Here is a 20999-nt window from a genome sequence, read left to right as displayed (position 1 = left end):
GACCGGCAAGGAGCGCAGCGCCGTTGGCCTCCTTCCTGAACTGGTGGGACGATGTAACGGTGAATGTTGCCGAAAACACCCAAAACATGGACTCCACAAATTCCCAGCCCCTGCAGGAACGCGTCAACAACCGTTCCCAGCGGCCCACGTCAGATGCCTTCAAGGCATTCATGGCCAGCAACTGGGCGCCCGCTCCGCAGGTGACCCCTGCGCGCGACGCCGTTGCGGACCACGCCGCCCGCCGCCGTCGTTCCATCTCCGAACTGTTCAAGGGCGAACGGCTCGTCATCCCCGCCGGTCCCCTCAAGGTCCGCTCCAACGACTGCGACTACCGTTTCCGCCCGCATTCCGGATTCGCCCACCTCACCGGCCTGGGACTGGACCACGAACCCGACGCTGTCCTGATCCTCGAGCCCGTGGCTGAGGGCAAGGGCGACGACGGCGGCCACCACACGGCCACGCTGTACTTCCGTCCGCTGGCCGGCCGGGACACCGAACAGTTCTACGCCGACTCCCGTGCGGGTGAGTTCTGGATCGGCCCACGCCCCACGCTCGCCGAGTTCGAGGCCCGCCTCGGCCTGCCCACGGCCCATATTTCCGAACTTGAGGTGGCCATCACCAAGAACGTCGGCGCGCCTGAAATCGGGGGCATCTCCATCCGCCTGGTCCGCAAGGTGGATGAAAACATCGACGCCCTGGTGGACACTGCGCGTTACAACACGGCCAAGGATCCCGAGAACCTGGACCTGGGTGAACTCGATGCCCTGGACGAAAAGCTCTCCGAAGCACTCTCCGAACTCCGCCTGATCAAGGACGAGTGGGAGATCGAGCAGATGAAGACCGCCGTTGCGGCAACCGTGGAGGGCTTCGCGGACGTGGTCCGGGCACTGCCCCGCGCCCTCACGCACAAGCGTGGCGAACGCGTGGTGGAAGGTGCGTTCTTTGCCCGTGCCCGTGAAGAAGGCAACGAACTCGGCTACGACACCATCGCAGCATGCGGCAACAACGCCACTGTGTTGCACTGGAACAGGAATACCGGCACGGTCAATGCCGGGGAGCTCCTGCTCCTGGACGCCGGGGTGGAAGCCGACTCCCTCTACACCGCCGATGTCACCCGGACGCTGCCCGCCAACGGCTCTTTTACGGACATCCAGCGCAAGATCTACGAGGCTGTCCTGGATGCCGCCGACGCCGGATTCGCCGCAGCCCGGCCAGGCGTCCGCTTCCGGGACATCCACACGGCGGCCACCACTGTCCTCGCCGAGCGCCTGGCCGAATGGGGCCTGTTGCCCGTGTCCGTGGAAGAAGCCATCAGCCCCGAAGGCCAGCAGCACCGCCGGTGGATGCCGCACGGTACCAGCCACCACCTGGGCCTGGATGTCCACGACTGTGCGCAGGCCAAACGGGAGCTCTACCTGGACGGCATCCTCACCGAGGGCATGGTCTTCACCATCGAGCCAGGTCTCTACTTCAAGGCCGAAGACCTCGCTATCCCCGAGGAATACCGTGGCATCGGTGTCCGCATCGAAGACGACATCCTGATGACCGCGAACGGACCGGTCAACCTCAGCGCCGCGCTGCCGCGCAAGGCCGACGACGTCGAGTCGTGGATGGCCGGCATCTACCACGAAGCCCAGGGCTGAGTTCCTTCATCTCCGCCGCATCATGCGGCAACAGCAAAGGCCACCGGATATCCGGTGGCCTTTTCTGTCAAGCCTGGTGCCTGGTGGCCAACCCTGTTGCCTGGCTGCTAAGCCTGGTGCCGGGGAGCCTCGCCGTCGCCGGACTCCTGGCCGTTGTCCTGCGACGGGGGGTTCTGGCCCTCCGTGACCCGTACACCGTACTGCGGGCGGCCGTCCGGCAGGTCCGGATAACGCATGGAGGACGGAGCCGGGGTTGCCTGCCCGTTCACGGCGCTGGAACCTGAAGGCTGCGGGGCGGTGTTTCCTGCACCCTGGCCCTGCTGGTCCTGCTGGTCCTGCCCGCGCTGGTCCTGGCCGTGCTGGTCCTGCCCGCGCTGGCCGTAAGGATCGTTCCAGGTCGAGGGACGCTCCGGCGCCTGCCCGGGCTGCTGGAAGTTCTGCGGGTTGTAGTGGTGGGCCTGTCCGGCCGCCGCCTGAGACGGGTTCATGGGCAGTTGCTGGAGAAGGCGCCGGGCCTCGTGCGCTGCCTCAAAGGAAACAATGACGTCGTAGTTGGTGGCCACCACCTGGCTGGTGGACGTGAAATCCCTCTTACCGCGCTGGGTGGCGTAGGTGACGATGCCGAACAGCATGAAGAAAGCAGCACCCATCAGGACCGAAGTGATGATGGAGAAGGGACCACCGGACGGGGCGAAGAAGGACAACATAACGCCCACGAACAAGCCGAACCACATGCCGCTCAATGCGCCGGACAAGGCAACCCGCGGGTAGCTCAGGCGGCCCGTGACCCGCTCCACCATTTTGAGGTCGTTTCCAACGATCGACACCATCTGCACCGGGAACTGCTGGTCCGCCAGGTAGTCCACCGCCTTCTGGGCATCCAAATAGGAGGTGTACGAGCCTACCGTGTCTCCTTGGGGGACGCTGCGGGATTCCTCAACTGCTTTGGGGGCACCAAAAATGTTCGACATAGCCCCATTCTGTCGCATGGACATGTGAAGCGGCTGGAATTCAGCTAAAAGAGAGCAGACTCGGTAGATTGTAAACATGAGCACACATCCCTCCCGCGTCTTTGTCGCGCGCCTGCTCGGCCTGGACGTCTTCGACCCCTTGGGCGATCGTCTTGGCCGCCTGCGCGACGTCGTCGTGCTTTCAAGAGGGACCCGCGGAGCGCCGCATGTGGTGGGCATCGTGGTGGAAGTGCCCGGCAAGAAACGCGTGTTCGTGCCGATGACCCGCATTACGTCCATCGACCAGACCCAGATCATCTGCACCGGACTGGTCAACCTGCGACGCTTTGAACAGCGCGGCGCCGAAACCCTGGTGGTGGCCGAGATGTTCGACCGCCGGGTGACCCTGGCCGATGGCAGCGGTGACGCCACGATCGAAGACATCGCCATGGACCAGCACCGCTCCAAGGACTGGTTCGTCAGCAAACTCTTCGTCCGCCGGGGCCATTCCTTCTCCGCCCTCAGCCGGCTCAGGCGCAACGAAACCCTGATCATCGACTGGGCCGATGCCCAAACGGGTGCCCGCAACGAGCCCCAGGCCGCCACACAGTTCGTGGCAACCCATGAGGACCTCAAGCCCGCCGACTTCGCTGAAGCCCTGCAGGAAATGAGCGACAAACGCCGCTTCGAAGTAGCCAGCGAACTGCAGGACGAGCGCCTTGCCGACGTCCTCCAGGAACTCCCTGAAGATGACCAGGTGGAAATCCTCTCCGCCCTGGACGTGGAGCGCGCTGCGGACGTGCTGGAAGAGATGGACCCCGACGACGCCGCCGACCTCCTGGCCGAACTGCCCTCTGCGCAGGCTGAGGAACTCCTCCAGCTCATGGAACCGCAGGAAGCCGAGGATGTCCGCAGGCTCCTGGAGTACGACGAAGACACCGCCGGTGGCCTGATGACCCCGGTGCCGGTCATCCTTCCTCCGGAAGCCACGGTTGCCGAAGCCCTCGCCCACGTCCGGCGCGAGGAACTCTCCCCCGCCCTCGCTTCCTCCATCTTTATTACCCGCCCACCGCTGGAGACTCCCACCGGGCGGTTCCTGGGCGTGGTCCACATCCAGCAGCTCCTGCGGTTTCCACCCCCTGAACCGCTGGGCAACCTCGTGGACAAGAACCTGGAACCGGTGTCGGACCAGGCACACATCAGCGAAGTAGCCCGGACCCTGGCCACGTACAACCTCAACTCGCTGCCCGTCGTCGACGATGACGGCCGTCTTGTGGGGGCGGTGACTGTTGATGACGTGCTGGATCACCTGTTGCCGGATGACTGGCGCGCCCACGAGGACGACGCCCCTGTAAGGAAACTCGGAGGCCGCATTGGCTGAGAACAACGCCCCCCGTTCCCCCAAAGCCCCGGGCCGCTCCACCAGCAGCCTTGACACTCCGCTGAGCGGACGCAAACGCATCCTGCCCAAGTTCTCGCCGAACCCGGACGCCTTTGGCATCGCGACCGAGGGCTTTGCCCGGTTCATGGGAACGCCGCAGTTCCTGCTGTACATGACGATCTTCTGCGTGTTCTGGCTGGCGTGGAACACCTTCGCGCCTACAGACTGGCAGTTCGACCGGGTGGAGCTCGGTTTCACCCTCCTGACGCTCATGCTGTCCCTCCAGGCCTCCTACGCTGCTCCGCTGCTGCTGTTGGCCCAGAACCGCCAGGACGACCGCGACCGTGTGTCCCTGCAGCAGGACCGCCAGCGCGCGGAGCGCAACCTGTCCGATACCGAATACCTCACCCGCGAACTCGCGTCCCTCCGCATCGCCCTCCGCGAAGTCGCAACCCGAGACTACGTCCGGGCCGAACTCCGGAGCCTCCTGGAGGACATCATCGAGGCCCAGGAAGAACTGCGGGACGGCGAATCCACGACCGAGGGCCAGGAATCCACCGCGGACAAAGTCAAGGAACGGCTGAAGGACAAGCGCGACAAATCACGGGGACCCCGTACGCAGCAGATCCCCAAAGTCAGGCCGCCGCGCGCACGGCCCGACTCCTCCGGCACCAAGCCGGCCACACCCGAAAACCCCGAAAGCCGAGCCTGACTCCATGAGCACCGCAACCGCCGAGGCACTGCATGCTGCCCTGGCAACCGTCATCGACCCCGAACTCCGGCGTCCCATTACCGAACTCGGCATGGTGGATTCCGTAGAGGCTGATCCTGACGGCATGGTCCGCGTGACCGTCCTGCTGACCATTGCAGGCTGCCCGCTCCGCGACACTATTGTGGGCGATGCCACCCGGGCGCTCTCGGCCGTTGCCGGGGTGACAGGCGTGGAGGTGGACCTCCAGGTCATGACGCAGGATCAGCGCGAAGCCCTCAAGGAAAAACTCCGGGGGCCAGGAGGCCAGCGCGGCATCCCGTTCACACAGCCCGGGTCACTCACCAAGGTTTACGCCGTTGCAAGCGGCAAAGGCGGCGTGGGCAAGTCCTCGGTGACTGTTAACCTGGCGTGTGCCTTGGCAGCGCAGGGACTGCGGGTGGGGATCGTGGATGCCGACGTCCACGGTTTTTCCGTTCCGGCCCTGATGGGAATCACCCAGAAGCCCACGCAGGTGGACGACATGATCCTGCCACCGGTTGCCTACGGCGTGAAAGTCATCTCGATCGGCATGTTCGTTGCCGGCAACCAGCCCGTTGCGTGGCGTGGCCCCATGCTGCACCGTGCCCTGGAGCAGTTCCTGACCGATGTCTACTTCGGAGACTTGGACGCCCTCTTCCTGGACCTTCCGCCCGGAACCGGAGACATCGCCATCTCCGTGGCGCAGCTTCTCCCCAACGCCGAAATCCTGGTGGTTACGACTCCCCAGGCGGCAGCGGCGGACGTCGCCGAGCGGGCCGGAACCATCGCCACCCAAACAGGACAGAAGGTGGCCGGCGTCATCGAGAACATGTCTTTCCTGGAAATGCCCGACGGCGGCAGGATGGAAGTGTTCGGAAGTGGCGGTGGTGCCACCCTGGCTGAGAGGCTGAGCGCCGCCGTGGGAACCGAAGTGCCCCTTCTGGGGCAGATCCCCCTGGATATCAGGCTCCGCGAGGGCGGCGATACAGGAAAGCCGGTGGTCCTGGCCACGAACGGCGAATCCTCACAGGGCGCCGCTGCGGCTACTGCCTTGACCGCCATTGCCGGGAAGCTCGCCTCACGTCCACGGGGCTTGGCGGGCATGCCGTTGGGGATCCAGCCCAGATAACGTCGCCGCCGGACCGCCACGCAGGGAGGGGCGGTCCGCCTATGGGACTACCAGGTGTTGTTCTGCACAGCTCAGGTAGCCTCAGTGTCGAACGGTGCGGCTTCGCCTTCGGCCAGCCGTTCGATCATGCGGGCAGGAGCCTTGGGCTTGGTGTCGGCCGTTGCTGCCGCGACTGTTGCGGCGGCCGCCGGGGCCCCCGCATTCACTGGAGCGGAATCGTCGTCCAGCAACGCATCCTTAATGATGCGGCGGGGATCATACTGCCGGGGATCGTACTTCTTCCAGTCGACTTCATCGATGTCGATGCCGACTTCTTCCTTGATCTGCTCGCGGGCGCCGGAGGCCATACGGCGGACCTCGCGCACCAGGTTGGCGAGCTTCTGGGTGTATTCGGGCAAACGGCTGGGACCGATCACGAGTACGCCGATGATCAGTAGGAGTATGAACTCCGGGCCGTTGATTCCAAGCACGCTACGAAGATTACCTTGTCTGTGGGAACCCTCATAAACCGGCAGTGCGCAGGAGTGTTTGAAGGCCCCGAAGCAACCGTCCGGGCCATTCTTCGCCGGTTTCAGCATCCGTCCGCGCGGTCATCGAGTCACCTGCACGGACAAGTTCCGGAACGGCGTCGTCCGCCAGGTCTGCCGGCAGGTCCGACGCGTAGCTGATAACCGCCGTCGACGTCCTGTAAACAGCCTCCCACGGCTGCCCTTGCGTGACCGTCAGCCGTGCTGATGACGTCCCTCCGGAGAAGGAAGGCTCCAGGTGTTCCTCGGTGACGGTGGCGTAATGGCCGTTGCTTTCAAGCCGCAGTTCAACAGCGGGATGGCCGTTGTGGAGCGTGGCCTTGGCACCGACCACCGTGAAACCGAGTGACTCGAGTTCAGGACAGGCCCACCCCTGGTCACGCAAGGCATCCAGTTGCCCTGCGGTCAGAGCCACGGAATTGCCCGGGCTGAACTCCTGGTGCGCCACGGGACCGCCTCCATCGCCCGTCACGGCGGCGCTCAGCGGGGAACTGCCGGAACCGGCGGCAAGGGAGGCTGCGGGCGCGCCGTCGCCAGCCACCGTGTAGGCGGCAACGCCCAAGGCTCCCACACTGATCACCAGCGAAGCCACACCGATGCCCGCCGCCCGCAGCGTCCGTCCGGCACCGGAGCGGGGCGCGGGTGAAGCAGGGGTTTGCTCGCTCGCAAGCCGCTGGGTGTGCAGCAGAAGCCGGGCGGTGAGCTCATGGCTGGCCTCCGGGACTGCGGCACCACGCAGCCGTTCCAGGTACTCCCGCTCGCGCTTCAGGGCTGCGCGGCACTCCGTGCACCGTTCAAGGTGCGCCGGATTCCGCGAATGGCGCAGGGCAGCCAGATGGTGCCGGGCCAAAGGACCCGGACGCTCAGTGCGTCGAACCATCGACTGCCTAAAGGATGCCGGCGATGCGGGGCATCTTAAGCCGGGGTTTGCGGGCACCGGCCGCCCGGGGATCCCGGTGGGCGAGCTTTTCCCGCAACATGGTCCGGCCACGGTGGATGCGCGACCTTACGGTGCCGAGCTTGACTCCCAGCGCCTCGGCGACTTCGTCGTAGGACAAGCCTTCGAGGTCGCACAGTACGACGGCGGCACGGAAGTCCGGCGGCAATTCCTCCAGGGCGCGCTGGACGTCGAGATCCAGGTTGTTGTGCTCGAAGCTCTGCTCCGGTCCGGGCTCGCGCCCGGGCAGGCGGGACTCAGCATCCTCGGCGAGGGCATCGAAGCGGATGCGGCTCTTGCGGCGGGCCTGGTCGAGGAAGAGGTTGGTGGTGATCCGGTGCAGCCAGCCATCGAGAGTGCCGGGCTTGAAGTTCTCCAGCGACCTGAAGACACGGACGAAGACCTCCTGGGTGAGGTCCTCGGCGTCGAACTTGTTGCCGGTCAGGCGGTAGGCAAGGCGGTAGACCTTGGCAGAGTGGTTGGACACCACTTCTTCCCAGCTGGGCATGACCCAGTCGCTTGCCGCCTCAAGGCTTGCTGATGTTTGGACAGGCGCAGCATGCGATGCCGGCATCGTCCACTCCCCTCACACTGTGGTTCACCGTACGTTATTCGGTGCCGGTCACCCCGCTGGATGGCCGGAGCATTATCATGTCAAGTTTGTCTGGGAGTTTCCTGACTAAAGGCGCATTTTCCGGACAACTTCCAGCGGAGGCATCGAGGCCTTCGGACACACTTCCGCTCCGCCCTCAACGCCCGAAGGAAAGCCTCCCACCCAGTAGTCTGGTAGTGACACCCCCATTACCCGCCGAAAGCGATCACTTCATGAGTGCCGACAAGTCAACCAGCTGGTCCTACGCAGAAGATCTGCCTGCCGAGGACGACGTCTTGTTGCGCGCCAGGGAACGGTCCTTCGAGCTGGGCGTCACCCCGGTCAGTCCGGGCGTGGGGGCTGTACTGACCGTCCTCGCCGCAGCATCCAAGGCCCAGACCGCGGTGGAAGTGGGTTCGGGCGCGGGAGTCTCCGGCGTCTGCCTCCTGCGTGGACTTGGTCCCCAGGCCGTGCTCACCACGATCGACGTGGACGTCGAACACCTCAAGGCCGCCCGGGAGGCCTTCCTGGAGTCGGGAAGCCCCGCCAACCGCACGCGGACCATCTCCGGACGCGCCGCGGATGTCCTTCCGCGGCTCACGGACTCCGCCTACGACCTCGTCTTCATCGACGCGGACAAACCCAATTTCCCCAACTATGTTGAGCAGGCGATCCGGCTGCTCAAGCGCGGCGGCACGCTGGTCATTAACGACGCCTTGGACAAGGACCGTGTTTCAAACCCGGCGGCGCGCGATTCAACCACTGTGGTCCTGCGCCAGGTGGGCAAATCGATCAGGGACGACGAGCGCCTTGCCTCGGCAATGCTGCCTACCGGCGATGGCCTTCTGGTGGCCGTGAAGAAATAGCTGCGAATTCGTTGCAGGCTTTGCTCCGGCATTCCGTAAAAACTGCCGGGGATTAAACAAAAGCAGGGCAACGGCTTCATGCCGTGCCCTGCCAGTGAATCTTCCATGCGCTCTATTCGGTCACGCCTACAAGGCATTCCTTGAGGTTCTCCGCCTCGGTGGCATTGAGCTCTACCACAAGCCGCCCTCCACCTTCGAGCGGCACACGCATGATCAGGCTGCGGCCCTCCTTGGTCACTTCCATAGGGCCGTCGCCGGTACGTGGTTTCATAGCCGCCATTAGGAAAATCCCCTCCATTTGTCCCAAGTCACGCCCAACCCGGCCGGGCTGGATCAGCGTTAGCAATTGCAGCCGGCGGCAACGCTTTGGAGGCCGCCTTGGCCGGGCACTTTTACGTGCTTTTGTCCTTGCTCGTCTTCCATTATCCCGTACTTACCCATCCGTAGCGAATCAATGGATTAATGACGGGCACAGATTCACGGTGGATAGTCGCCACCACCGGGCAAGGGAGCCCATGCCCACAGCCAGACCACCCAAACGATCTGGAGCAGGAAAAACATCACCACGACAGTGCCCCGGTAAGCCTTGGACTTCGACAGCAGCACCGCGGCCAGGGCCAGCGGGAACAACGGCAAAAGCATGCGGAACGTACTGGTCTGCGGGTGGAGAAATGTGATCAGGTACCCCATGTAGCAGGCGCACCAAAGCCGCAACTCAGTTCCCAGGGCGCGGACCGGCCTGGACATCATCATGAGGACAAACAACCCGGCAAAGACGAAGGGAGCGAGCACGCCCAGGAACGGGCCGAACAGCATCCGCCCGGTATCGAACCAGGGCTTGAAGGGCACCAGGTCGTGCCCTCGCCACGCCGTCTCGGTCCGTGTATATGCCGTGGGGTCTCCGGTGACCGCCCAGGCGATGGCCGGCCATGCCAAGGCTCCCGTCCCTGCCACCAGCACCAGGACGGCAAGGCGGAGGAGGTCGGGAGTCGACGTCGTGGTTCCGTCCCGGGACCCGCCGGGAGCGTTCGGACCGAAACGCTGCCACAGCCGCCATACCAGGAGCAGTCCCAGCATCGCGGCAAAGGGCACCCCCGTGGGCCGGGACAGGCACATGAGGATCACCACCGGAATGGCGGCAAGGTAGTGCCGGCGCACCACGAGCAGCAGCGAGGACGCCAGGAGGAACAGGTTGAGGGACTCGGCGTAGGGCACCTGCAAAATGGGAGATACCGGGAAGGTGGACATGAAGACCACGCCCCACAGTGCTGCCTTCCGGCTGCCGGCTTCGCGGAACAGCTTGTACACGACCAGCGCTGCCGCAAGTCCGGCCACCATCGCGATCACAGTCAACGACGGGAGGGTTCCCCACCCTGTCATGGCACTGAGCCCGCGGCCAAGGAAGGGGAAGAGCGCATAGAAAGCCCACGCGTTTTCCTTGACTACTCCGTTTTGGTCAACGGGAAGCTCACTGGGGTAGCCGGACTCTGCTGCCTGCTGGTACCAGCGGCCATCCCAGATCGTGATGAAGCTCCAGTAGTCGGGAGCAGGCGGGAACCAGGGATTGGTGCCTTGGTGCACCGCAGCCGCCATGAAGATGCAGGCACTGACGAGCCGGGCGGCGACGAAGACCGCTGAAACCTGCAGCCACCACGGCCACTGTCCCATGCGTGCGGCCGCCCGCGACAACGCGCCGGTGATCAGGGGCACCGGGCCTTCGGTGGATGGCGCGGCAGGGACCGGCGCGGTCACGGTGCCAAGTGGCCGGCGTCGCTTTCCCCGGCCCGGGAGGATGGCTGTGAACCGGAGCGTGGGTGGGCGGAAAGACGTTGGATTTCGCGGTCCTTCGCTTCCAGCTGGTCCTTGAGCTCGTCGAGGACCTGGTCCACCTGGTCCATCCGGTAACCCCGCAGGCCCAAACCGAACCTCAAGGCATCGACGTCGGCTGCCGTCGCGTCAGCCGGCAGGAGGACGGGAGGCAGGTTGGGGACGGGCTCATCAAGGCCTGCGCCCATCCTGCCTCCGCGCACGAGTCCCGCACCCAGATACAGGGCAGCTCCAATGAGGACGACCGCGAGGAAAACGAGGAAAAAGCTCACAGCCACCATCGTGCCAGATAGCCGGCCCTATTCCGGCCGCTGCTCCCCGGTCGGGCTCGGAAGGGGCGCTCCATGCAGCACGCGGTGGACGGCGTCGGCGGGGTCGTCCACCAACTGGATGAGGTCGAGGTCTTTCTCGGAAACCATTCCCTCGGCCACCAGGGTGTCGCGGATCCATTCGATCATGGGTCCCCAGAAACGGACGCCCAACAGGACGATCGGGAACGACGTGACCTTGCGTGTCTGCACCAGGACCATGGCCTCGAACAGCTCGTCAAGGGTACCCAGCCCGCCGGGGAGGACCACGAAGCCCTGGGCGTACTTGACGAACATGGTCTTCCGGGCGAAGAAGTACCGGAAGTTGATGCCCAGGTCCACCCACGGGTTCAGGCCCTGTTCGAACGGCAACTCAATGCCAAGTCCCACGGACACGCCGTTGCCCTCCACAGCGCCCTTGTTGGCAGCCTCCATGGAGCCCGGCCCGCCACCGGTAATGACGGCGACACCGGCTTCTGCGAGCTTGCGTCCCACATCGACGGCCATGTCGTAGTACTCCGTACCGGGCCGCGTCCGGGCGGAACCGAACACGCTCACCGCAGGGCCCAGGTCCGCCAACGCACCAAAGCCCTCCACGAACTCGCTTTGGATCCGCAGGACGCGCCAGGGGTCGGTGTGGATGAATTGGCCGGCGCCCTTTGAATCGAGCAAATGCTGGTCCGACATTCCCGCATCCGCCTGTTTGCGCCGAAGCTCCAAGGGGCCTTTGTGCTTGGCCGGTGCAATGTCCGACGGAAGGGGCACAGTGCCGCCTGACCTTCCATTGGCATCCGGATGGGGAACTGGGTGCTGGCTGATGCTCATTGCCCAAGGCTAGCGTGCATGGGCGCGTACGCTGCCCCAGCGACCCGGTTCTTGCATTGCAGTTGCGGTACGGGTCCGGGAAGCAGGTTTCTGTTCAGTCACGATCTTGGAGAACTTGCCGTGACCGTGGTCATAATTGCATCTTTGTTCGCTAGATTCGTCGTATGACTACTCATGTGTCCGGCGATGCTCTCGTCTCCCTGAATGGCGTCAACAAACACTACGGTCAATTGCACGTCCTCAAAGACATCAACCTTCAGGTCAAGAAGGGCGAAGTCGTGGTGGTCATCGGACCCTCGGGTTCCGGCAAGTCCACCCTGTGCCGTGCGATCAACCGTCTTGAAACGATCGACGACGGCGAGATCGCGATCGATGGGAAGAAGCTCCCCGAGGAAGGCAAGGAACTCGCGCACCTACGCGCCGATGTCGGGATGGTCTTCCAGTCCTTCAACCTGTTCGCCCACAAGACGATCCTGGAGAACGTCACCCTGGGGCCGATCAAGGTCAAAGGCGTTGCCAAGGGAACTGCTGAACGCGAGGCCATGGCCCTCCTGGAACGCGTAGGCGTTGGCCACCAGGCTCCCAAGCTCCCCGCGCAGCTCTCGGGCGGACAGCAGCAGCGTGTTGCGATCGCCCGGGCGCTGGCCATGAAGCCCAAGGTCATGCTGTTCGATGAGCCGACCTCGGCACTGGACCCGGAAATGATCAATGAGGTCCTGGACGTCATGATCCAACTGGCCAAGGAAGGCATGACCATGATCGTGGTCACCCACGAGATGGGTTTTGCCCGCAAGGCAGCCGACCGCGTGGTGTTCATGGCCGACGGCCAGATCGTCGAAGATGCCGCTCCCGAGGAGTTCTTCACGAACCCCCGGAGCAACCGTGCCAAGGACTTCCTGTCCAAGCTTCTGACCCACTAGTCCTCCCAGGCCCACATCCAGGCCCCCAGGCCGGCACCCAGGCCGCAAGGACCGCACCCAGGCCGTAAAGCGGCCCATCAATGAAAGGAATGTCATGAAGGCTTTTATCACCCGGAGGAAGTCTCTCCTGGTTGCCGCAACCGCAGCCCTCGCTCTCTCCCTGAGCGCCTGCGGTGGCGGAGGCAGCTCAACCACTCCCCCTGTTGCGACGCCGACGTTCGAAGCCGGCACCACCATGGAAAAGCTGAGCAAGGCCCAGAAGATCACCATCGGCACCAAGTTCGACCAGCCGCTCTTCGGCCAGAAGGGCCTGGACGGCAAGCCGGTCGGTTTCGACGTTGAAATCGGCAAGGCCATCGCCGCCAAGCTGGGTATCCCGGCGGACAAGATCGAGTGGGTTGAGACGGTCTCACAGAACCGCGAACCGTTCATCGAGCAGAGCCGCGTGGACATCGTGATCGCTACGTACACCATCAACGACGCCCGCAAGGAAAAAGTCTCCTTCGCAGGACCGTACTACGAAGCCGGCCAGGCATTGCTGGTGAACAAGGACGACAACTCCATCACCAAGCCCGAGGACGTCCAGGGCAAGAAGGTCTGCTCCGTCACCGGCTCCACCCCGGCCAAGACGATTGTTGAGAAGTACGGCGCCGAGCTTGTTCCCGCCGCCAACTACACCGCTTGCCTGGAGCCGCTGCGCAACAAGCAGGTTGTTGCCGTGACCACTGACAACGTGATCCTCGCCGGTTACGTGGACAAGGAACCGGACGCCTTCAAGCTCGCTTCGGACGAAACCTTCACCAAGGAGCCCTACGGTATCGGTCTCAAGAAGGACGACACCGTCTTCCGTAACTGGATCAACGACCAGCTGGAAGCTTTCGCCAAGGACGACACCTACAAGAAGGCCTGGGAAGCTACTGCTGGAAAGGTCATCAAGACCGCTCCCGAGCTCCCCACCATCGACCGTTACTAGTCGCCAATCCTGTTGCTGCCGCCGTCCGGGAAGACCGGTCGGCGGCAGTTTCCGGACCCAGGACCCTGTTCCTTGATTAGCTGCAGCCGAAGGAAGCCATGGACGCCGTCATTGAAAGCCTCCCCCAATATTGGGACGGATTTCTCCGTACCCTGTACCTCTCCCTGATTTCGGGGCTCATTGCCCTGATCCTCGGGACCCTCCTGGCGGCCATGCGGGTGTCTCCCGTCGCTGCCCTCCGCGGCTTCAGCATGTTTTATGTGGAAGTCGCCCGAAACACGCCCCTCACCATCATCTTCTTCTTCTCCGCCGTGGTCCTTCCCCGGCTTGGCGTGAAGTTTGACCAATTTGAAGTCGCCGCGATCATCGCCCTGAGCAGCTACACCGCTGCGTTTGTCGCCGAGGCAGTCCGCTCCGGCGTCAACAGCGTCCCGGTTGGCCAGGCGGAAGCCGCACGAAGCATCGGCATGACCTTCACCCAGGTCCTGGGCTTCATTGTTCTTCCCCAGGCACTCCGGACGGTTGTACCGCCGCTGATCAACATCGTGATCGCCCTGGTCAAGAACTCGTCCGTTGCAGGCGCATTCTTCGTGCTCGAACTCTTCGGCTACGGCCGGCAGCTGTCCAACGACTACGGAGACAAAGTGCTCTGGGTCCTGCTGGGCGTTGCGTTCTTCTACCTGCTGATCACGGTGCCCTTGGGCCTGCTGGCGCACTTTGTCGAACGAAAGGTGGCGATTGCCCGATGACTTCGGTCCTGTACGACGTCCCCGGGCCCAAGGCCCGCCTGTACTCGCTCCTCGGTTCCGTCGCCGGCATCATCATCATCGTGGCCGTCCTGGCCATTGCGGTGCTGACGCTGGCCCAGCAGGGCATCTTCGACGCCGACCGCTGGGAGATCTTCTACGGTTCCATGGCACCGGACGTGTGGAGCCTGATCGGGCAGGGAATTCTGTCCACGCTGGCTGCAGCAGCGGTTGCCGCGATCATCGCCTTCCCGCTCGGTATCGCCCTCTGCCTCCTCCGGATTTCCCTCATCGCATGGATCCGGGTGCCCACGCAGGTGGTCCTTGAGTTCCTCCGCGGCATGCCCGTGGTCCTCATGATGCTGTTCGTGCTGCTGGTTTTCGCCACCGGGCAGTTCACCGCCGTCGTGGCCGGCCTGGTGCTCTACAACGCTGCCATCTTCGCCGAGATCCTCCGGGCAGGCATCCAGTCCCTGCCCAAGGGCCAGCGCGAGGCCGGCCTTGCGATCGGCCTGCGGAGCTTCCAGTCACGCATGATCATCGAGTTCCCGCAGGCTGTCCGCCGAATGCTCCCATCCCTGGTGGCACAGCTGGTGGTGCTGCTCAAGGACACGTCGCTCGGCTATATCGTGGGCTACGAGGAACTCCTGCGGAAGATCCAGATCATGGCCGACTTCCTGGGCCCGGATTTCCTCTTCCCGGCATTCTTCGTCGGTGCCGCGATCTACATCCTGATCAACCTGTCCGTTTCCCGGATTGCCATCTGGATCGAACGCCGCGGCTCGAAGAAGGCCGCCGGCGGTGTGGCGTCCGCCGTCAAAACGGTTGATCTCGACGTGAACGCTCCAGCCGGGGCCGACAACAAGAACATCCAGAATCCTGACAAGAAGTAGTCAGCACCAACAAACCCATAAAGAAGGTCCGCAGCCAACCGGCTGCGGACCTTCTTGGTGTTCGGGGAGGGCCTACCGCCCCAGCCACGTCCGGAGTGCACGAAGGCACTCACGGATGGCATCGGCGTCGACGTGTTCATTGTCCTTGTGCGCCAGCAGAGGATCGCCGGGTCCGAAGTTCACCGCCGGGATGCCCAGTTCGCTGAAGCGCGCGACGTCGGTCCAACCGTATTTGGGCTTGGGCTCGGCACCCACGGCGGCTACGAAGGACGCGGCAGCAGGGTGGTTCAGTCCCGGACGCGCGCCGGCTGCTGAGTCGGTGCGCACTACGTCGAAACCCTCAAGAAGACCGCGGACATGTGCCTCTGCCTGGTCGGGTGTCTTGTCCGGGGCGAACCGGTAGTTGATCTCCACCACGCACCGGTCCGGTATGACGTTGCCCGCTGTTCCGCCCTTGATCTTCACGGCGTTGAGGCTCTCGCGGTAGTCCAGGCCGTCCACGTTTACTGTCTGTGGCTCATAGGCAGCCAGCCGGGCAAGGATCGGCGCCGCGGCATGGATTGCGTTGACACCCATCCATGCCCGGGCTGAGTGGGCGGTTTCCCCGATGGTGGTGGCCTCGAACCGGCTGGTGCCGTTGCAGCCACCTTCCACTGTGCCGTGGGTGGGTTCGAGGAGGATGGCGAAGTCGCCGTCCAGGAGTTCCCTGTGGTTGCGGACCAGACGGCCCAGCCCGCTCTTCACCGCTTCCACTTCCTCGTGGTCGTAGAAGACGAAGGTGACGTCCTTGTCCGGCGGGGTTCCGCCGTCGAACAGTGTTGCCGCCAGTGCCAGCTGCACGGCGACGCCGCCCTTCATGTCCGTGGTCCCGCGCCCGTAGAGGACGCCCTCACCGGGAACGCCCGATTCCCAGGTTGCCGGCACAGTCCCGAGCGACCCTTCAACGGTGGGCAAGGGCACGGTATCCAGGTGGCCGGCCAGGATGACACGCTCCGGCAGGCCAAGCTCCGTCCGTGCGATGATCGCGTCGCCATCGCGGACCACCGTGTACTGGGGTACGGCCCGCAGTGCCGCTTCGACGGCGTCGGCGAGCACGGTCTCTTTGCCGGACACAGAGTTGATGTCAATGAGCGCGGCAGTCAGCTGCGCGACGTCCTGGCGCAGGTCAAGGAGCAGGGGTGCTGGATTCAGGGTCACCCCTCCACCTTAACTGCCGCGGCGCCCGGACGTCCGCCGGGAATGCGACCTCCACGTTATGGAACGGGTTTCAGCCGGGCAGCAGGCGCTGGATACACTGGGCGCATGACTGAAACTGCTTCCTCTGCTGTGCCCGCAAACGCCACCGTAAACGACCGAACGGCCTACGGATTCGGCCTCGCCACCATCGCCACCTCCGCCTCCGGGGAAGCAACCGTACTTGACGTCTGGTATCCCGCACCGTCGCTGGGTGCCGCCGCCGGGTCTCTCCGCGACGTTGAGAACGCCGACCCTGCGCTGACGGCCCTCGCCGAAGAAGGCAAGGATGCGGACCGCGGAACCGAGCAGAAGGTAGTCTTCGCCCAGATCGACCTCGACGCTGCCCCGGCGGACACCGCCGACGCCTACCTGCGCCTGCACCTCCTGTCACACCGGCTGGTCACGCCGAACAGCATCAACCTGGACGGCATCTTCGGCAAGCTCCCCAACGTCGTGTGGACCAACTTCGGCCCCGCCGCGGTGGAGGGCTTCGAACTCACCCGTGCACGCCTGCGCAAGCGCGGCAACGTGGTGGTGTACGGAGTGGACAAGTTCCCCCGCATGGTGGACTACGTGGTCCCCACCGGCGTGCGGATTGCCGACGCCGACCGCGTCCGCCTGGGTGCCCACCTCGCCGAGGGCACCACGGTCATGCACGAAGGCTTCGTCAACTTCAACGCCGGCACCCTCGGCACCTCCATGGTGGAAGGCCGCATCTCTGCCGGCGTCGTGGCAGGCGATGGCACCGACGTTGGTGGCGGTGCTTCGATCATGGGCACCCTGTCCGGCGGCGGCAAGGAAAAGATCTCCCTGGGACGGCGGGTGCTGCTAGGCGCCAACTCCGGCGTTGGCATCAGCATCGGCGATGACTCCGTGGTTGAGGCCGGCCTGTACGTGACGGCAGGAACCCGTGTCCGCGTTCCCGGCCCCAAGGACGAGAACGGCGAAGACACCACCAGGATCGTCAAGGCCGTTGAACTCTCGGGCGTGCCGAACCTCCTGTTCCGCCGCAACTCCACCACCGGTGGCGTGGAAGTGCTGCCCCGCCAGGGCCAGACCGTTGAACTCAACGAGGCCCTGCACGCCAACTAGCTGGAGAAAACCCATGCGCCGGTTCCGTCGCGCGGTTGTCGCGGTACTGGCCTTGGCCCTCGTGGCCGGCGCCATCTATGCGGTGGTTGCCGTACTGCAGCGCTCCGAGACCCTGGTCCCGGAGCGCTGCGTCGCTGTTGCCGGCGCCGGCAGCCATGAACTCGCCACGGACCAGGCCGCCAACGCTTCCCTGATCTCAGCCATCTCCGTGCGTCGGGGAATGCCGCCCCGGGCAGCCAGCATCGCCCTGGCCACCGCCATGCAGGAGTCACGCCTGCGGAACATCAACTACGGGGACCAGGCCGGACCCGATTCCCGTGGGCTCTTCCAGCAACGGCCCTCGCAGGGCTGGGGCACCGAAGCCCAGGTCATGGACCCCGTCTACGCAAGCAACGCTTTCTACGACGGCCTGATCAAAGTGCAGGGCTACGAAACCATGGAGATCACCCAGGCTGCACAGGCTGTCCAACGGTCTGCCTTTCCCCGCGCCTATGCACAGCACGAGGACATGGGCCGGGCGTTCGCTTCCGCCCTCACCGGACACTCTGAGGCTTCCCTGACGTGCGAACTGCGCATGCCGGACGCTGCAGGCGACCCTGCCGCCGTCGTTGATGAACTGACGACGGCGTTCGGCACCCAGGCTCCCACCGTCCAGGGCCGCTCGGTGCGGCTGGAACTCAGCGGTACCCAGGCGTGGGCCATAGGCCACTGGGCCGTGGCCAACGCCAAGGCCCTTGCCATCACCCAAGTGGACGTGGCGGGCCAAACGTGGAACCGGGAGAAGCGCAACGGATGGGCCGGGTCGGCAGCACCGGCCGACGCGGTCACCATCACGGTGGCCGCCCCCGCCACGTGAGCAGCGGGAATCAGGCGAGGAGTTCCACCACGGGCTGGACGTAGCTCCGGAACACGTCCGGCTGGGACAGCAGCCGGTGGCTCATGATCATCGTATTGGGATCCAGGTACCAGGCCCGCGGTTCGTTGAGGGGCAATTCGATGATGGTGAGATCGAAATCGCGGGAGCCCCGCCCGACTTCCATCAGCCGGTCCTCCACCATCTCGTTGAGGACGCTGGTCAGCCCGTTGGCTTCACGCGCGGCTTCCAGGTCGGCATATTCGTCAATCCTGTCCGTAGCCCATCCCAGGGCAGCACCGAAGTGGGCCTGCAACACCCGCTGAAGGGCCGGGGAGTTCCCGAAGGCCTTGAAACTCGGTGGCGACAAATCGATCGCGGGGTCCGGATAGGACTTCACCAGCTTTTCCCACCAAGCCTCCCACTCGGTTTTCAAGGCACTGAGTCCCCCGACATCGGAGGTCAGGTGGCTGTGGTCCGCATGCCGCACCTTGGGCGAAGCATGGGACAGTTGGGGTTTTCCGGCTCCGTCGAGTCCTGCAACATCACGCAGATACAGCGCAATGAGCATCGGCCCGGAGGTGTCCATGGTGATGCGCCACCCCGGGCCGCCTGACTTATGCATCCGAAGTCCTCCCCTGGCAGGTTCCCGACATCTCCCAGTCTATTCCGGAAGCGTCGCGACGTTAACGGCGCAGGGCACTCTTCGGAACGTCAGGCCGGAAGGGCCTCGAAGGCTTTGAGATGGGCTGTCAGGACGTCGCTGCACATCTGCGCCGTCATCCATTCAGGGTGAAGCAACGCATGCATGCACAGTCCGTCCAGGGTCGCCAGGAGCCGTTCGGCTTCAGTCACCAGGACCTGCTGGTCGGTCGCCTGACCGGGACTCAACTCCACCACCAGTCGTCCCACCAGGGCCGCAACGGTCCTGTGGCTCCGTTCGGACTCCTCCGACAGCACCGGCTTGATGCGGGCAGCGTTCCGGAACGCCATCCACACACAGGCATCAACCGCGAGTTCCTCGTCCAACGGAAGAAGCTGCCCCAGCATGTTCAGGACGGCCGCGTCATGGTCAGGGCTTCCGGGCCGCTGGTGCACCACTGCCTGCAGTGCCTCCTCGAGGCGTGCGGCGATCCGGTCGATGACCGCTGCGAAGGAAAAGACCAGGAGCTCGTCGCTGCTGGAGAAGTAGTGCCGCACCGAGCCCACGGCCAGGCCGGCTTCGTCGGCCACTTCCCGGAGGGATGCCCGCTCCAGGCCGTCGCTGGCAATGATGCGAAACACGGCGTGGACAACTTCCTGGCGCCGGGCTTCGGCATCAACAATTTTGGGCACCAGTATTTTCTAGCACGAACGTGCTTCAATACCGCTCACACTGAGCGGCGAGCCCCCACTTTCGGATAGCGTAGAGACCATGAAAATTCTCGTCACGGGTGGCACCGGCTATATCGGCTCGCACACCGTACTGTCCCTCCAGGAAGCCGGCCACGACGTTGTCGTCCTCGACAACCTCGCGAACTCGAGCGAGGAATCCCTGCGCAGGGTCTCCGAACTCACCGGCCGGACCGCGGCGTTCCACAATGTGGACCTGGTGGACGAGCCCGCCGTCGAGGCAGTGTTCGACCAGCACCAGATCGACGCCGTCATCCACTTTGCAGGGCTCAAGGCCGTGGGCGAATCGGTCCGGAAGCCGCTGGCGTACTACTACAACAACATCGTGGGTACCCTGAACCTGCTCCGGGCCATGGACAAGCACGACGTCCGCTCCATCGTCTTCAGCTCCTCCGCCACCGTGTACGGCGAGCACAACCCGATCCCCTACATCGAGAAGATGGAGATCGGTGCCAACAACCCGTATGGCCGCACCAAGGAACAGATCGAGGACATCCTCTCCGACCTTGGCAACGCCGACGACCGCTGGCATATAGCACTCCTGCGCTACTTCAACCCGGTGGGCGCACACCCATCGGGCCGCATCGGCGAGGATCCCCAGGGCATCCCGAACAACCTGGTTCCGTTCATCGCCCAGGTGGCTGTTGGCCGTCGCGAGAAGCTCATGGTCTTCGGCGGCGATTATGACACCCCTGACGGTACGGCGCAGCGCGATTACATCCACGTGGTGGACCTTGCCGAAGGCCACGTCGCGGCCTTGAACTTCATCGCCACCCGCCCAGGTGTCCGGCGCTGGAACCTCGGTTCCGGCAAGGGTTCGTCCGTGCTGGAAGTCCTGCGGTCCTTCGAAAAGGCCGTGGGCCAGCCCATCCCCTACGAGATCACCGGCCGCCGTGCGGGAGACCTTCCGGCTTTCTGGGCTGACGCCTCGTCCGCCCTGGCCGACCTCGGCTGGTCCACCACCAAGACCGTGGACCAGATGTGCGAGGACCACTGGCGCTGGCAAAAGAACAACCCCTATGGCTACAACGCAGCCCAACCAGCTGCCGTGAACAACGCCTAAGCGAGCACGCCCAGGCGATTAACGACGGCGGCCGCCCCCCCCCGGGCGGGGGGGGGGGGGGCCGCGGGGGGGGGGGGGGGTGGGGCGGGGGCGGGCGGGGGGGTGGGGGCGCGCGC

23 protein-coding genes are annotated in these 20999 nt (G+C 64.5%); 12 read left to right on the top strand and 11 right to left on the bottom strand.

Annotation, left to right across the window (positions count from 1 at the left end):
- Positions 1 to 59 precede the first annotated feature (59 nt).
- Entirely contained in the window at positions 60 to 1643 is a 1584-nt protein-coding gene (locus ACSVIE_RS18425; protein WP_442424769.1) for an aminopeptidase P family protein, read from the top strand.
- A gap of 107 nt (positions 1644 to 1750) precedes the next feature.
- Here the strand turns inward: ACSVIE_RS18425 and ACSVIE_RS18420 are convergent, their stop codons facing one another.
- Positions 1751 to 2614 (bottom strand): general stress protein, encoded by an 864-nt coding sequence (locus tag ACSVIE_RS18420; protein WP_442424768.1) that lies wholly within the window; start codon positions 2612 to 2614, stop codon positions 1751 to 1753.
- A gap of 76 nt (positions 2615 to 2690) precedes the next feature.
- On the opposite strand from ACSVIE_RS18420, the gene ACSVIE_RS18415 reads away from it, so the two are divergent.
- Genes ACSVIE_RS18415 through ACSVIE_RS18405 form a run of 3 tightly spaced genes read left to right on the top strand, consistent with a single transcriptional unit; the run spans position 2691 to position 5833 of the window.
- Positions 2691 to 3974: a magnesium transporter gene (locus ACSVIE_RS18415; RefSeq protein ID WP_426003434.1), complete on the top strand. Its 1284-nt coding sequence runs from the start codon at positions 2691 to 2693 to the stop codon at positions 3972 to 3974.
- Positions 3967 to 4686, top strand: coding sequence for a DUF1003 domain-containing protein (locus tag ACSVIE_RS18410; RefSeq protein ID WP_426003435.1), 720 nt, complete (start codon positions 3967 to 3969; stop codon positions 4684 to 4686). Before ACSVIE_RS18415 ends, ACSVIE_RS18410 begins: the two co-directional genes overlap by 8 nt.
- A gap of 4 nt (positions 4687 to 4690) precedes the next feature.
- Positions 4691 to 5833: an Mrp/NBP35 family ATP-binding protein gene (locus tag ACSVIE_RS18405; RefSeq protein WP_426003437.1), complete on the top strand. Its 1143-nt coding sequence runs from the start codon at positions 4691 to 4693 to the stop codon at positions 5831 to 5833.
- Between the two features lie 71 nt (positions 5834 to 5904).
- Here ACSVIE_RS18405 and ACSVIE_RS18400 read toward each other — a convergent pair whose 3' ends face one another.
- Genes ACSVIE_RS18400 through sigE form a run of 3 tightly spaced genes read right to left on the bottom strand, consistent with a single transcriptional unit; the run spans position 5905 to position 7871 of the window.
- Positions 5905 to 6303, bottom strand: a complete 399-nt coding sequence (locus ACSVIE_RS18400) for a Sec-independent protein translocase TatB (RefSeq protein ID WP_426003438.1) — start codon at positions 6301 to 6303, stop codon at positions 5905 to 5907.
- A gap of 31 nt (positions 6304 to 6334) precedes the next feature.
- Positions 6335 to 7240: a hypothetical protein gene (locus ACSVIE_RS18395; protein WP_426003439.1), complete on the bottom strand. Its 906-nt coding sequence runs from the start codon at positions 7238 to 7240 to the stop codon at positions 6335 to 6337.
- A gap of 7 nt (positions 7241 to 7247) precedes the next feature.
- Positions 7248 to 7871, bottom strand: coding sequence for an RNA polymerase sigma factor SigE (gene sigE, locus ACSVIE_RS18390; protein ID WP_426003440.1), 624 nt, complete (start codon positions 7869 to 7871; stop codon positions 7248 to 7250).
- 251 nt (positions 7872 to 8122) lie between these two features.
- Between sigE and ACSVIE_RS18385 the strand changes: the two genes are divergently transcribed.
- A complete protein-coding gene (locus ACSVIE_RS18385; RefSeq protein WP_426003442.1) occupies positions 8123 to 8755 on the top strand; it encodes an O-methyltransferase in 633 nt (210 codons plus the stop codon).
- Between the two features lie 112 nt (positions 8756 to 8867).
- Here the strand turns inward: ACSVIE_RS18385 and ACSVIE_RS18380 are convergent, their stop codons facing one another.
- The 4 genes from ACSVIE_RS18380 to ACSVIE_RS18365 form a co-directional block, all read right to left on the bottom strand.
- Complete coding sequence (locus ACSVIE_RS18380) at positions 8868 to 9035, bottom strand: DUF3117 domain-containing protein (protein ID WP_364159638.1); 168 nt, start codon at positions 9033 to 9035, stop codon at positions 8868 to 8870.
- Positions 9036 to 9232: 197 nt separating this feature from the next.
- The gene (locus ACSVIE_RS18375) at positions 9233 to 10423 is read right to left on the bottom strand and encodes a hypothetical protein (protein ID WP_442424796.1); all 1191 of its coding nucleotides are present in this window, start codon (positions 10421 to 10423) and stop codon (positions 9233 to 9235) included.
- A gap of 80 nt (positions 10424 to 10503) precedes the next feature.
- Positions 10504 to 10863 (bottom strand): DivIVA domain-containing protein, encoded by a 360-nt coding sequence (locus ACSVIE_RS18370; RefSeq protein ID WP_426003443.1) that lies wholly within the window; start codon positions 10861 to 10863, stop codon positions 10504 to 10506.
- Between the two features lie 18 nt (positions 10864 to 10881).
- On the bottom strand, positions 10882 to 11715 hold the full coding sequence (locus tag ACSVIE_RS18365; protein ID WP_426003444.1) for a TIGR00730 family Rossman fold protein: 834 nt from the start codon (positions 11713 to 11715) through the stop codon (positions 10882 to 10884).
- Positions 11716 to 11879: 164 nt separating this feature from the next.
- Between ACSVIE_RS18365 and ACSVIE_RS18360 the strand changes: the two genes are divergently transcribed.
- From ACSVIE_RS18360 to ACSVIE_RS18345, 4 genes are all read left to right on the top strand, one after another.
- The gene (locus tag ACSVIE_RS18360; RefSeq protein WP_426003446.1) at positions 11880 to 12635 is read left to right on the top strand and encodes an amino acid ABC transporter ATP-binding protein; all 756 of its coding nucleotides are present in this window, start codon (positions 11880 to 11882) and stop codon (positions 12633 to 12635) included.
- Positions 12636 to 12729: 94 nt separating this feature from the next.
- A complete protein-coding gene (locus ACSVIE_RS18355; RefSeq protein WP_426003448.1) occupies positions 12730 to 13608 on the top strand; it encodes a glutamate ABC transporter substrate-binding protein in 879 nt (292 codons plus the stop codon).
- 98 nt (positions 13609 to 13706) lie between these two features.
- Complete coding sequence (locus ACSVIE_RS18350) at positions 13707 to 14357, top strand: amino acid ABC transporter permease (protein ID WP_426003449.1); 651 nt, start codon at positions 13707 to 13709, stop codon at positions 14355 to 14357.
- Positions 14354 to 15247: an amino acid ABC transporter permease gene (locus ACSVIE_RS18345; protein WP_426003450.1), complete on the top strand. Its 894-nt coding sequence runs from the start codon at positions 14354 to 14356 to the stop codon at positions 15245 to 15247. The genes ACSVIE_RS18350 and ACSVIE_RS18345 overlap by 4 nt, the downstream gene beginning before the upstream one ends.
- Positions 15248 to 15319: 72 nt before the next feature.
- On the opposite strand, the gene dapE is transcribed toward ACSVIE_RS18345, so the two are convergent.
- A complete protein-coding gene (dapE, locus tag ACSVIE_RS18340; RefSeq protein ID WP_426003452.1) occupies positions 15320 to 16444 on the bottom strand; it encodes a succinyl-diaminopimelate desuccinylase in 1125 nt (374 codons plus the stop codon).
- Between the two features lie 105 nt (positions 16445 to 16549).
- Here dapE and dapD point away from each other — a divergent pair, with 105 nt between their 5' ends.
- Entirely contained in the window at positions 16550 to 17575 is a 1026-nt protein-coding gene (dapD, locus tag ACSVIE_RS18335; RefSeq protein ID WP_426003454.1) for a 2,3,4,5-tetrahydropyridine-2,6-dicarboxylate N-succinyltransferase, read from the top strand.
- 13 nt (positions 17576 to 17588) lie between these two features.
- On the top strand, positions 17589 to 18431 hold the full coding sequence (locus tag ACSVIE_RS18330; RefSeq protein WP_426003456.1) for a hypothetical protein: 843 nt from the start codon (positions 17589 to 17591) through the stop codon (positions 18429 to 18431).
- 10 nt (positions 18432 to 18441) lie between these two features.
- Here ACSVIE_RS18330 and ACSVIE_RS18325 read toward each other — a convergent pair whose 3' ends face one another.
- Together ACSVIE_RS18325 and ACSVIE_RS18320 are read right to left on the bottom strand one after the other, a co-directional pair.
- Positions 18442 to 19053 carry a hypothetical protein gene (locus ACSVIE_RS18325; RefSeq protein ID WP_442424767.1) on the bottom strand — a complete coding sequence of 204 codons (612 nt, stop codon included), beginning with the start codon at positions 19051 to 19053 and terminating at the stop codon, positions 18442 to 18444.
- Positions 19054 to 19142: 89 nt separating this feature from the next.
- Positions 19143 to 19763, bottom strand: coding sequence for a TetR/AcrR family transcriptional regulator (locus tag ACSVIE_RS18320; protein ID WP_426003459.1), 621 nt, complete (start codon positions 19761 to 19763; stop codon positions 19143 to 19145).
- Between the two features lie 79 nt (positions 19764 to 19842).
- On the opposite strand from ACSVIE_RS18320, the gene galE reads away from it, so the two are divergent.
- Positions 19843 to 20883 carry a UDP-glucose 4-epimerase GalE gene (galE, locus tag ACSVIE_RS18315; protein WP_442424766.1) on the top strand — a complete coding sequence of 347 codons (1041 nt, stop codon included), beginning with the start codon at positions 19843 to 19845 and terminating at the stop codon, positions 20881 to 20883.
- The last annotated feature ends 116 nt before the right edge of the window (positions 20884 to 20999 follow it).

It is taken from the genome of Paenarthrobacter sp. NCHU4564 (assembly GCF_052156435.1).
In the GTDB taxonomy this organism is placed as follows: Bacteria; Actinomycetota; Actinomycetes; order Actinomycetales; family Micrococcaceae; genus Arthrobacter.
Note: the sequence above shows the minus strand (reverse complement) of the source record. Positions and strands in the feature narration are given on the sequence as shown.